General features: G+C 46.0%; 8 protein-coding genes. 4 read left to right on the forward strand and 4 right to left on the reverse strand.

What is annotated here, in order from left to right:
• Window positions 1-8 precede the first annotated feature (8 nt).
• Complete coding sequence (gene zigA / locus ACJJIZ_RS14295; protein ID WP_444913870.1) at window positions 9-1,214, forward strand: zinc metallochaperone GTPase ZigA; 1,206 nt, start codon at window positions 9-11, stop codon at window positions 1,212-1,214.
• Between the two features lie 100 nt (window positions 1,215-1,314).
• Here zigA and ACJJIZ_RS14300 read toward each other — a convergent pair whose 3' ends face one another.
• Both ACJJIZ_RS14300 and ACJJIZ_RS14305 read right to left on the reverse strand, forming a co-directional pair.
• On the reverse strand, window positions 1,315-2,700 hold the full coding sequence (locus ACJJIZ_RS14300; RefSeq protein WP_444913871.1) for a S8 family peptidase: 1,386 nt from the start codon (window positions 2,698-2,700) through the stop codon (window positions 1,315-1,317).
• A 587-nt stretch (window positions 2,701-3,287) separates the two neighbouring features.
• Window positions 3,288-5,336 (reverse strand): S8 family peptidase, encoded by a 2,049-nt coding sequence (locus ACJJIZ_RS14305; RefSeq protein WP_444913872.1) that lies wholly within the window; start codon window positions 5,334-5,336, stop codon window positions 3,288-3,290.
• Between the two features lie 847 nt (window positions 5,337-6,183).
• Here ACJJIZ_RS14305 and ACJJIZ_RS14310 point away from each other — a divergent pair.
• Window positions 6,184-6,717 (forward strand): Dps family protein, encoded by a 534-nt coding sequence (locus tag ACJJIZ_RS14310; RefSeq protein WP_413662045.1) that lies wholly within the window; start codon window positions 6,184-6,186, stop codon window positions 6,715-6,717.
• 120 nt (window positions 6,718-6,837) lie between these two features.
• On the opposite strand, the gene ACJJIZ_RS14315 is transcribed toward ACJJIZ_RS14310, so the two are convergent.
• Window positions 6,838-7,302, reverse strand: a complete 465-nt coding sequence (locus ACJJIZ_RS14315) for a GNAT family N-acetyltransferase (protein ID WP_444913873.1) — start codon at window positions 7,300-7,302, stop codon at window positions 6,838-6,840.
• A 395-nt stretch (window positions 7,303-7,697) separates the two neighbouring features.
• Window positions 7,698-10,667 carry a DUF3857 domain-containing transglutaminase family protein gene (locus ACJJIZ_RS14320; RefSeq protein WP_444913874.1) on the reverse strand — a complete coding sequence of 990 codons (2,970 nt, stop codon included), beginning with the start codon at window positions 10,665-10,667 and terminating at the stop codon, window positions 7,698-7,700.
• Between the two features lie 829 nt (window positions 10,668-11,496).
• Here ACJJIZ_RS14320 and ACJJIZ_RS14325 point away from each other — a divergent pair.
• A complete protein-coding gene (locus ACJJIZ_RS14325) occupies window positions 11,497-11,853 on the forward strand; it encodes a helix-turn-helix transcriptional regulator (RefSeq protein ID WP_282932855.1) in 357 nt (118 codons plus the stop codon).
• Window positions 11,847-13,145: a type II toxin-antitoxin system HipA family toxin gene (locus ACJJIZ_RS14330; protein WP_444913875.1), complete on the forward strand. Its 1,299-nt coding sequence runs from the start codon at window positions 11,847-11,849 to the stop codon at window positions 13,143-13,145. The genes ACJJIZ_RS14325 and ACJJIZ_RS14330 overlap by 7 nt, the downstream gene beginning before the upstream one ends.
• Window positions 13,146-13,281: the final 136 nt, after the last annotated feature.

The following is a 13,281-nucleotide window of genomic DNA, read 5'->3' on the forward strand; positions in this document are numbered from 1 at the left end:
AGAGGCTAATGGCACATACAAACAAACTCCCAGTCACCGTCCTTTCAGGTTTTCTAGGTGCCGGTAAAACTACCGTACTTAGCCACATACTGAACAATCGTGAAGGCAAAAAAGTTGCTGTAATCGTCAATGATATGAGTGAAATCAATATTGATTCGACGAAAGTACAGAGCGAGGTTTCTCTTAACCGTAGTGAGGAGAAGCTTGTTGAAATGAGTAATGGCTGTATTTGCTGCACTCTGCGGGAAGACCTTCTGGAGGAAGTCACTAAGCTTGCGCAGGAAGGACGGTTTGATTATCTCGTTATTGAATCAACAGGGATTTCTGAACCCTTACCCGTTGCAGAAACCTTCACTTTTGCCGACGAAAATGGTGTTTCTCTCTCTGATGTTGCCAGTTTGGACACAATGGTGACGGTGGTCGATGCAGTCAATTTTTTAAAGGACTATGACGAGGCCGTATTTTTACAGGATGCTGGTGAATCATTAGGCGAAGACGACGAACGCAGTGTAACTGACTTGCTGATCGACCAGGTCGAGTTCGCAGATGTCATTCTGATCAGTAAAACAGATTTAGCTGGCCCTTCTGATGTTGAGCGCCTAGAGGCCATTCTGCGAACTCTAAATACGCAGGCAAAAATAGTTCCGGTCTCTCAGGGGCAAGTCGATATTGACGAGGTTCTAAGTACCGGCTTATTTAACTTCGAGCGCGCGCAGCAAGCACCTGGTTGGCTCAAAGAGATGCGAGGTGAACATATTCCTGAAACGGAAGAGTATGGCATTAGCAGTTTCAGCTACGAAGCACGTAGACCCTTCCATCCAGAAAAATTTCATCAATTTCTGCACAATACTGAGAGGCACGGCAAGTTAATTCGCTCCAAAGGGTATTTTTGGCTGGCGTCCCGCCCTGAGTTTGCAGGCGAGTGGAGTCAAGCGGGAGGTATTGCCCACTATGGGTTCGCTGGGATGTTCTGGAAAGCTGTCCCCAAAGAAAACTGGCCCACAGACGAAAGTTATCGCAGCTCCATTGAAAAACAATGGGTAGAACCCTTTGGTGATATGCGGCAAGAACTAGTATTTATTGGCCAGAGTTTGAATCAAACCAGCATGACAAAAGCGCTTGATGACTGCCTGCTAAGCGAGGACGAAGTGCTACGAGGCAAAGAATACTGGGCGACATTGAATGATCCATTTCCCGCATGGGAACAAGGATGAATATTAACCTCACCCCTGTACTTGGCTAGATCCTTTAGTGGAAAAGTGTAAAAGACCGGCAAAGTGCCGGTCTTTTATCAAACTTACTCCTTTCTACAATTCAATCCTCTATAGCAGCCTCAACGGCTGCCGCCGCATCAACAATGCCTGATCCACAACGCCGACATGAGCCTGTAAAACTTCGGGCTGTACTGGTGAGAATGGATTCAACCTCATCTGGTGTAACATCGGGCTTGACTGAATATATAAGTGCGGCTGTACCGGCAACATGTGGAGCGGCCATGCTGGTGCCGGCGTAGTAAGCGAAGCTATCACTACCGGGAGTTCGCGCGCCGCTGTTTAATGTAGAGAGAACGCCATCGGATTCCACCGAGTTAGTTTCACCTCCAGGGGCGGCTACATCGACCACATTGCCGTAGTTGGAGTAGTAAGCAAGCCCTCCGGAGCGGTTGGTTGCGGATACTGTAATGACTCCTGAACAGTTAGCCGGCGAAAACCAGAAGGCATTCCGCCCAGAGTTACCCGCCGCAACAACAACGGTTGCGCCCAGGTTACGGGCCGTATTAATGGCGCTTTGAGTTGTGCTTCCACAGAGGCCAAGACCACCCAGGCTCAAGTTCAACACTTGGGCCGGAGTTTCATTGGCTGGTGCACCACTAACCGAGCCGCCAGCGCTCCAGACAATGCCGTCGGCAATATCAGAAGTGTAACCGCCGCAGCGACCGAGTACTCGAACGGGGAGTACTTTTGCTTTATGGGCTATCCCAGCGATACCCATATTGTTGTTGGTGACGGCAGCAATGGTGCCGGCCACATGAGTGCCATGCCAGCTGCTATCAAACTCCGGATACAGTGGGTTTCCGCAGTAACTATCGGTATACCAATCCCCGGGATCACTGGCATCACTATCACGGCCATCCCCATCTACAGCGATATCGGAATCCGAAATCATGTCGTAACCAGGCAGCAAGTTGTCCATGAGGTCTGAGTGAGCGAGATAACCGGTATCAATAACTGCTACTACCACGCCCTCCCCTTGAGTTATATCCCAGGCTGCGGGCAAATTCAGTCCACCATCAACTTCAAAGTAGTGCCACTGGTCGTAGTAGCTGGGGTCATTTGGGATCGCCATAGGGTGCATCATCAAGTCGGGCTCAGCGTACTCAATATTGGGGTCTTGTTTTAGGCGGTTGATTATCTGGTTGATCTCGGCTTGGCTTTTTCGGCTCCCCAGGTGCATGACTTGTGCACCCGTCGCCATGCGCCGCAAGTGGCGCAAGTTGTGGCCCGCACGGCGAGAGGCTTTCTCCACAGTTTCCTGAGTCATGCTCGCTGACCGTCCGATCGTGGAATCCTGCTTGTATTTCACAATGATCCGGTCAGTTGTTGGGGAACTACTTAGGTTATCCACTTGGGTGGCGAAGGAGCCTGTACATAGAAGTGAAAACACACCTGCTAGAGTGGATTTTTTCAACAGTGACTTCATTATTGTTATCTCTCCATGATGATTTAGCCGACGGGGTGTAACATCCTAACCATTAGTACCACTGTCCCTGTTGTGACAGGGCACGTTAGGCTTTACGCAAGATATATGCCTGAGCAAGTCATGGCTGGATATCGAGACAAAATTAGTACCAGTGTTTCAATTTTGCCCGCAGGGATAGTAGTGGCAACCGATGTATCCTTCTTAGGTGATTGCCGGCCTCTTTCTATTCTTGTGACAGCCTCCACCTAAACAAACTTATTTATCTGTCTTTGCACCGATATAGAGATAACTAAGGGCTTCCCAATCACTGTGCACAGAAAGGCTGCAAAATACTTTTCGAAATTTATCAGCTTTAAAGAAAAGGCTGGAGCTTGAAGTTAATTCACTCTGATAAAACGAGCTTTAATCGAGCAGTGGAAATGATCATCACAGAATTAGTGATATTGCCGGCAATATAACTGGAAAAAGATTCTACGGAGATCAATGTGTTAAATGAAAATGCCAATCAGCTTAACTGACTGGCATTATTTGAGTAGAACAGCTATCTACCCACCCCACAGGAACCTGTGGAGTGGGAGTTGGCCCATTTACTCAGTACTAGCACTCAAAGAAACTCCAGAATAGTCAGAGTAACCGCGGATACTGATATACCAGGTACCTGCGTCTGGATTGCTGATGCTGCAGCTTTCATCATTACCCCATTCGTAAGGACGACAGTCATACGCTGTGCGGGTCGGTTCTTGGCCGAAACGGACGTAGAGATCTGCATCCCCACTGCCACCAGACATTGCGGCGCTCAGCGTTGAAGCTCCGCTATCAACCTCAATAGTGAAATGCTGCCAGCCGTTGCGGGAACCACTGAGATTTGTCTCTTCCCAGCTGTCGCTACCGCCACCGCCGCCACCACCTGCGGTGTAGCTGCCCACGAGGCTTACGTTAGAGAAGGAGCTATATCCACGTACCATGATGTGATAGGTCCCTCCCTGTACGTTATCGATATCACAAGTTTCATTATTGCCTGAAGTATAGGGGCGGCAGTCATAGGTACTGGTTGTGGGGGCGCTGCCATGGCGAACGTAGAGGTCAGCATCGCCGCTTCCACCGGACATTACAAAAGACAAGTCTGTAGCGTTGTTAGGCACTTCTAGGGTGAAGTTAATTTCATCACCACTGTTACCCTCGATACCAGTCTCAGCAACACCATTTTCAAGTTCACCGCCGTCGTTACCGCCACCACCGCCGCCTCCACCATTGGCTAAGGCTACGGCCGCTGCTGCATCGACAATACCTGAACCACAGCTGCTGCAAGAAGCCGGGAAGCTCCGTGCGGTACTGGTGAGAATTGATTCAACTTCATCTGGGGTCAAGGTAGGGTCTACAGAGTAGAGCAATGCTGCGGCACCGGCCACATGAGGTGCCGCCATACTGGTGCCCTGGATGTAATAGTAACTATCACTGCCGGGGTCAGTAGCACCATTGTTATAGGTAGAGAGAACGCCGTCGGAGTCATTGGCGAAGCTCTGTGCTCCACCCGGCGCTGCAACATCTACTACATTGCCGTAGTTGGAGTAGTAAGCACGACCGCCACTGCGATTAGTCGCAGCCACTGAGATCACCCCATCACAACTGGCAGGAGTAAATTGGCTTGCATTAGCATTGCTATTACCAGCAGCTACAACAACCGTCGCACCGAGACTGCGAGCAGTATCGATGGCATTTTGTGTGGTAGTACCACAGCTTCCGCTGCCGCCAAGACTGAGATTGAGTACGTCGGCGGGATTCGCATTGGCTGGCAGGCCACTGACAGAACCACCAGCACCCCAAATGATGCCGTCAGCAATATCTGACGTATAGCCACCACAACGGCCGAGCACACGGACAGGAACAATCTTGGCCTCATAGGCAACACCTGCGATACCAAGATTATTGTTGGTAACGCCAGCGATAGTGCCGGCAACATGGGTACCGTGCCAGCTACTGTTGCTTGAGGAGCTATCTCCACAAGTACCAGAGCTATACCAATCACCCGGATCGGTGGCATCGCTATCGCGACCATCGCCATCTACGGAAACGAAGGTATCGTCGATCATGTCGTAGCCCGGCAAAATGTTGGCTGCCAGGTCTGCATGGGGTCGATAACCAGTATCGAGTACCGCGACCACAGCCCCGTTACCCGCAGTGGTATCCCAGGCTGATGGAAGGTTCAAGCCACCTGTAGATTCATAGTAGTGCCACTGATTGAGGTAACTTGGGTCATTAGGTACAGCCACTGCTTTCAAGATCAGATCTGGTTCTGCGTACTCCACATCCGGGTCTTGCCTCAGGCGATCGATAATTGCATTTACTTCAGCTCTATTTTTTCGACCTTCCAGGCGCATTACCTGAGCGCCAGTAGCTATGCGGCGCAGATGGTGCATTTTATGGCCAGCGCGACGGGAAGCTTTTTCCACAGTTTCCTGAGCCATAGTAGCGGCCCGTCCAACTTTAGCGCTTTCTTTGTACTTAACGATGATGCGATCAGTTAGCAGCTTGTTATCCGCTTCTTCCGCATAGGCACCAAAAGGCGCAGTGCATAGCAATGAGAATGCACTTGCTAAAGCCGTCTTTTGTAAAAGAAATTTTAAAGATAATTTCATTATTGTGGTTTCTCCGAAGTTATATTTATTCCAATACCAAAAAATCATTCGATATTGGTTACTCCTAAACCGCCCCGCTTTGGCTAAATAAATTCTATAAAGGGAAAGCCCAAAAACTGCTGAATTTAGGATCATTTAGTTAGCTTGAGCGAAATTGGTACCATTGTTTCATCTTGGTACAAATGTATAACGACTCGGAAATTGTTGTCCTCAATGGAGATCTCGAAACTCATGTGGACTGCGATGACAAGTTTTAAATCTCTACAAAAAACTTTAGTAATAAATATTTTTCCGCAAAAAAGTGTGGAATGGTTCACGAGAGACACAGCCAAAGAGGATTAACAGATCACTTATGACAAAAAATACGGCCTTATTCCTTAAGCATAAGGCAATGTTATATCACATCAAAAATATTTTATTTAACTATGACTTTGATGATTGGTAAGTTGATTCAATGAGGGATGGGCGCTCTTGCGAGCATGAAAGAAAAGAAAAAATCTACTACTTTAATCGACACTAGTTATCAGCCACTTACTTGAGCTAACCATTCACCGCCTGACAAATCAGCAGAAAATCTAATCACTCCGAATTGTATAGCTGCTATATCTTGGTCTTTATAGGTGTTCTTTCACTAGTGAAATTAAACGATCGCACCTGGCTATAGCTTTATAGGCATAGGCTTCTTTGCTTCCCCGAGAACTATCAAGTTCAGAGAGGACACTCTTTGTGAAGACCTTAAATATCTTCCCCTTTGTGAATGGCTAGTCTCCATATAGGTGTCTAATCTAGTGCCATGGAGACACCGACTGCCACACCTGTACCTTTGTCATAACTTATGAGGTTTGATATGAGAAAAGCAACTGGAGAAGCGGTAGGCACACAATCCAGGCTAGCCGCCCCATCTGATTTAAGTGAGAGTGCGAGGGCCAGCATTACTATCGCCGTTAATACCCTGCTGGCAGATACTTTCAGCCTATATGTGAAGACCAAGAACTTTCACTGGCATGTCAGTGGCCCCCACTTCAGGGACTATCATTTGCTTTTCGATGATCAAGCCGATGAAGTATTTGAGATGACCGATGCACTGGCGGAGCGCGTACGCAAACTAGGAGGCACTACGCTTCGCTCCATTGGCCATATCGCTAAGCTACAGCGTTCTTCAGATAATGATGCCGAGTATGTAGATCCGCAAGATATGCTGTTAGAGCTCGGCGAAGACAATCGGGAAATGATTGCAAGTATGCGTAAAGTCCACGAACTTTGTGATGAGCATAGAGATATTGCTACCGCAAGCTTGCTGGAAGAGTATATTGATCAGGCAGAAAAGCGGTCATGGTTTTTGTTTGAGGCTAGTCGCAGCTCTGGTTTGACACACCACTGAGCCCTTTGGCTCAAGCTTGATCTGGCAGACAGCGCTACTTTTTGAATTACCCTGTCAGATCAAACTCAACCAATACGACTTTCATTTTCCAAAGCGGCCTGTTCCTTTTCAGGTTAAGAGCTACAATTCCAGCTTCAACCTCTCCCCGACCGAATTTTCGAGGAAACCTTCTCGGAGGTAAAAATCAATTGTTCGTTGCCAGTTTTCTCTTTCCGGAGTACTAACTTCCAACCGTGTCCAGCCCTCTTCCTTCGCAAATCTGATCACCTCATCCAAAAGAGCCTTACCAATAAACTGTGAACGGAACTCTGGCTCAACATACAATTCCTCAATTACCCCATAGTTGCCACCGGCATAAATAGCAGCAGACCTTGATAGGGTAATAACGCCCACTGGAGCTCCATCGGCATAATATAGGAAAGCATGGAACCCATTATCTTGTGAAAGTAACTTCTTAGCCGTTACTGCCATGACCTCTGGATCGAGGTTGCGCCTATGACCGACAAGAGCTTGCAGCAATTTTGTTACCAGTCCTGCGACCTCACTACTCTGCTTCGCCCCGGCCCTTACAATCGGACTCACCATAAACTATCCCTTCCCTTTAACTTATTTACATTTTTGCCCAGCTGAAATGTGATCACATTTAGAATCTATCAGCAATTTTTACTGGCAGCAAGCTGGGTGCGTAGGAAAGAAAGCGAACAACTCTCTATTGAATAATGGTCACAAAGAGCCAATGGGTAGAAATCATTAGAGCCGAAGGGATTGATGAAGCCTCAACGCTCGCATAGCACCATAAGTTTGAAGAAATGGAACCTGAACAACATCAGAGGCTTTTTCAGTCTTTAGGTATGAAACCTGAAGACTGAAAAAGTACAAGAGGTATTTATGAATTTTACCTTATCCCAAGTCTAAAAAATTCAAGGTAGGACAGCTGGAGCTATTTTATAAATTTAAGCTCCAGCAGACCCCAACCATACCTATAGAACAGCTTTCAACCGCTCTTTCAGAGAGGATATAAACACCTTATCCTTCCCCCCAAGATTGGAAACATAAAGTATAAAATCACTACCATCTTTTCTGACAACAGTTACTGTGGTGGTATCGCCTAATGAACTGGACCAGTCTACTTGTAGGTCCTCAATATCTTCGTAAGATGCCATTTCCTTTTCCAAAATATCACCATCTTTCCAATAGGAAAATACATGGCGTTGTGTAAAGCCATTGCCATCTTCACTCACGAATAGAAGCGCGTCACTATAGAAATATGCTACCTCATCTGTAGCCTTTAGGATCCCCTTTCTCTGCATAAACTTGAGGTCCCTATCTGATATCTCACTGCCTTCTACAACCTTGTCGCTAGCTAAAAAACCAAACTCTCCACCGACCACCAGCCCACACACAGGCAAGCTCAACACCACTAACAAAGCATGCCTAGCACGCCATTTGGAACCCTCAATTACCGCTGGTGACTTATCACCATTCACAAACAGTAAATAGTTTGCCAATGGCAATACTGTTAGCACGGTTAGAAGCTGGAACACCAGGGGGTAGCCCGTATATCTACCCAAGACTGGTGAGATCAAAAAGGTAATGGCCAATACAACTGCAAATCTTTTGTTTGGCAAATATGATTTACCATATCGATTTTCACTATCTTCACGGAGTTTATTCCAAAGGGGGAAGTACCAGAACTTGTTAAAAATACCTCTAGCGAGCGGCATGATCGCACTACGTTCCTGCTCCCGGATATATTTGAAGTTTCTATAAAACCAATAAACACCAAAAATTCCGAATGTAAAAACCCACATCGCCGTCAGCTTACCCAGGGAGACAGGGTAAAAAATCGTATCTTCCTTTACAGGATTCTTCCATCTATCAAAGCGCCACATAAAGACCAGGAAGACATACATGGCGGCATAGATATAGATATAGATATACGTGGCGAGCGATAACTGTGACAAGAAACCACTCTCAGTATCTCCTGAGGTATTTTCATAAGACTGATAGATACCGTAACTCAGTTGATTCTTGAGTTTGTTAATAGCCTCTACGTAGGCTTGATATTCACTCGGCTTAACATGATCAGCCTTACTGCGGTATATATATTTCAGTGAAAGTGTCTTACTGGTTTCCTGATAGGAAACCTCATTTTTGAAATAGAAAAAGCTGTTATTTTCCTCAAAATACTCACTATCAAAAAACCAATCGTCTCCTTCGAAGTGAATTTCAATAACCTGCTCTATATGCTCTGGATACGATAACGCCAACGGATGGTGCCTATCCTGATCATCCGGCTCAGATACCCATGGGCTAACAATGTTTGCATAAAAATCAACCTCGTGGCGCTTTCTATCTGGTTTATCTTCCCAAAAATTTTCCAGCTTATATTGCTCATGAGAGGTGAATATATTTCGCTCTGGGTTATCTTCTAGCTCAATTAGAGCAGCGACTTCAATCCCGGGATAATAATCCTCAAAGAACTCCAAATATTCTGTCTGGATTTGATCTCGCCCATTGCTAGCTAAACGCTGTCTCTGCCTTTCGGCGTCCTTACCATAATTTACAGTAGTGGTTGTAAAGGTTGCAGGGCCGTCATCCAGTACTGTGAACTCATCTTTTACAAATACTCCATACTTTGCGAAATCTGGCTCCATATTTACCAAGTCATCAGTGCCCGACCTGAGTATTAGTGCTTTTCCATAATCTGGCTGAAAAATACTACTCAAGTCACCATGCTGATAGCTACGCGTTGGATCTACCCAATACTCTTTGTCTTCAAATTCAAAATAGCTGATAACATGGTCAAATGACCGTACGCTGGGGATTCTATCTTTAAGTCTTGTTTCGGTATTCACTAGAGCCGGGTAGCCATCAACTCCAAGTTCTTTCAATAGAGTTAAAAACAGTACAGTTTTATCTTTACAATCTCCATATCTATACCGCAAAGTCGTGCTGGCTGGTCTGGGCTTGTGTGAGTTTTCCCCCAACTCTATTCCTAAGTAACGTATCTCCTCCTGGACAAACCGAAGTGCGGCAGAGATTTGGGAACTCTTATCTTTGTGATTTAACTTGATGTCAGCGACTAATTTAGCTATCTCCGCATCAACATTAAAAACTCCTTGATATAACCCTAACCCCCAGACACCAACAGCTTCCCAGGTTGCCTGTTCACTAAAGTAAATAGCGCCCCAAGGACTAAACCAGGAAGGAGTCCCATCGTCAGATTTAACTGGATCAAGTTTATTGTCCTCGATGACATACTCTCTGGCACCCCCCAGATCTTTTTGTTTGAGTTCCAAATCGCTATTTAAAATTGAACTATAGAGAGGTGTTTGCTTCTCCCACAATATACGCAAATAGAGTCTCTCAAGTGGGACAGACCAATTCAGACTGGAGCTATATGCAAATATCCCCTGATAAACAGGATTCACCCCCGAACGCGTGTAGCTATACTCTACAACATCACCCACCCTGATATCGTCTAACAAAATATTGAGTGTTAATTGACCATGGTAGACTGACTCATCCATCTCCTCTTCGCGCCGAATATGATCTATTCGCGCAGTATTGAGTTTATTTAAAACCTGTCCATCGCGGATCACATTAAGAGTATGTAATGTAACCTTTTGATACTCTGGGTCATAATCAATACTTATCTGTGAGCTTTCATCAACCCCCTCTGGGTTAATAATGTATTCAGCCATTCGAAAGAAGTATTCAAATTCTGGCTTATCCCCCGCTTTGATCTGCGAGTCCAGAAGAAGATAATGAACCCCATCCTGGATTTTATCGATCGGCCGCTCTTTTACTTCAGGAACTACTACCTTTGTTACCCAATCTGGTATGGGAGATGTAGCAACTTCTTCTCTTGCCCAAACCTTGCCTGCGGCCAAGAATGAACAAATCACTAAAACTATTGATATAGCCGCATCAATCTTTTTCTTCATTATCTACTTTTCTACAATACTTAGAGTGGCTTTCAAATACGATATGAATGCGCACCAGTGAAATTAGGCTGCGAATCCAATTAACTCAATACCTGCTTATACAAGGGGCTTAGTAAAGGCTTTTTTCACTCGAAAGTCCAATATGGAGTCACAATACGAGCTATCCCGATCTTTTTTGTACGATAGTCCATTTACTAAGAATTTAAGACAACGTAAATAGCAGAAGATATAAGATTTAGAAGAGCTGAGACTCTCTATACTAAAACTGGTATTCAGGCTTATAAAAATTTAATCACAACCAAACTTCCCCCACAAACTACAAGTAAGCTTATAAATAAGCTTTCCTATTAACTAGGAGTTAACAGGGATAAATTTTGTAACGGTCAGCTACTGTTGGTTTACCCATAGAACAATATAGGGAAACAATTTGCTTCTAGTTAATTTGCGGCCACTGTTCATGGCAGTAGCTAATGTAAATCTCCATAGAAACCTCTTAGTTGTTCCCATTTGGCAACGGCAAGAAATCTAATAGCAGCAGTGGAGCCTAATCATCCCCGAGGAAAGTAGTCGCCCGCCTATGGCATCAAATCTTATGTAGAACAGGTGTTTCTCTTATCGCCAGCAGAAGTTGAGCTTCCGGTAGAGGCGGCCTCCATAAATAATAGGATTAATACAAATAATAGCCTGAATAACACCTGTAAACGATCAATTTAAGCATTAATAGCTGCAACTCCAACTATTAACACTTTTAACCTTTGTAGACTATAATAGCTCAAAAAGCACCCTTTAGCTCGACAAAACCCAATCAAAGGGTGGAAAGGCAACTATTATGGGATTTCACGGTCAATCAGATAAGCAAATACTTGAGTCGCTGGGCAATCGTCTCAAAAACTACCGCTTACGAATGAACCTTACTCAGGATGACATGGCTGAGCGTGCAGGCCTATCCACCTCCACCATTAAAGGGCTGGAGGCTGGTCGTGGCAGGCTTGATAGCCTTGTTGCTGCGCTGAGAGTACTTCGCCAACTTGATTCATTGGATAGCTTCTTACCTGAACCGGCAGTAAGTCCGATGCAAATTGCTACTCAAGGTAAACAGCGGCAGAGAGCCAGCCGCAGCTCACAGAATCAGCGCGATACCCTGCCCTTGAACAGCAATAAGAAAAGGAGCAAGCCGGAATGGTAAACCAGACAAATGCCGCAACAGTTCACTTGTGGGGCGAGTTGGTAGGCGCTGTCCACTGGGGTGACAGTGGTTATGGTTCATTCGAGTATGCACCGGAGTTCTTGCATCGGGGGCTGGATATAGCTCCGATAACCATGCCTATTGAAGCTTCAAATGAGCCATATACATTTCGCGGCCTCGGTCGGGAAACATTTAAAGGATTACCGGGACTCCTCGCCGATTGCCTGCCTGACAAGTTCGGCAATGCGGTGATTGATGCCTGGCTCGCACGCCAAGGGCGAACTCCAGAGAGCTTCAACCCTATTGAGCGACTCTGTTACACCGGTACTCGTGGCATGGGAGCGCTTGAATTTCAACCGGCGGTGGACGGCACCTTCAAAGACTCTGTCGACCTGAACGTTGAAGAATTAGTCAATCTAGCTGCCGCAATTACCAATAGGCAGACGGATCTCAATACGCAATTTGGACATAGTGATACTGAAAAATCAGGCTCCTTGCTGGACATTTTGCGCGTTGGCACCAGTGCCGGAGGCGCTCGAGCAAAAGCAGTTATTGCCATGAATGATAAGGGGGATATTCGCTCTGGTCAGGTCCCCGCCCCTAAAGGCTATGACTACTGGCTTTTAAAATTTGACGGCGCGGGAGATCTTGAATTCAGGGCAAGCGATGGCTATGGGCGGGTTGAATACGCCTATTATCATATGGCTCGCGAAGCGGGTATCAATATGGCGGAGTGCGGGCTACTGGAGGAAAATGGCCGAGCGCATTTTATGACGCGGCGCTTTGATCGGGTAAACGGGCAAAAGCTTCATATGCAGTCTCTATGTGGTATTGCGCACTTGGATTTCAACATGGCAGGCGCACACTCCTATGAGCAAGTATTCAGCATAATGCGTGAACTATATCTGCCTAAAAATGAAGCCGTTCAGCAATATCGCCGTATGGTCTTCAACGTATTGGCCAGGAATCAAGATGATCATACAAAGAATATTGCATTTCTTATGGACCCAGCCGGAGAATGGTCTCTTTCACCAGCCTTTGACCTGACTTATGCCCACAATCCTGGCGGAGCTTGGACAAGTCAACACCAGATAAGTATTAACGGAAAGCGTGATTACTTCAATTTAGATGACTTAATAACATTAGGGGAATCCATCAGTATTAAGCGCCCAATGGAGATAATTGATCAGGTCGCAAGTGCGGTAGCAAATTGGGAGCAGTTCGCTGAAGCCTCCGGTGTCTCTGAAAGCTGGACTATTGAAATTGGCCAAAACCACCGCAAGCTAACTTAAATTTTATCTATATGTCATTGACCTATCCGCTACCCACTTCTTTTGTGGCCCCAAGGATGGAGCCAGGGCTCGATCCCAAATTTTACCGCTAAAACCTTCAGCCTCCCAACCATACTCCCACGGCGGCCCCAGTGTA

The sequence above is a fragment of the Microbulbifer maximicatervae (SeqCode) genome, from assembly GCF_052467225.1.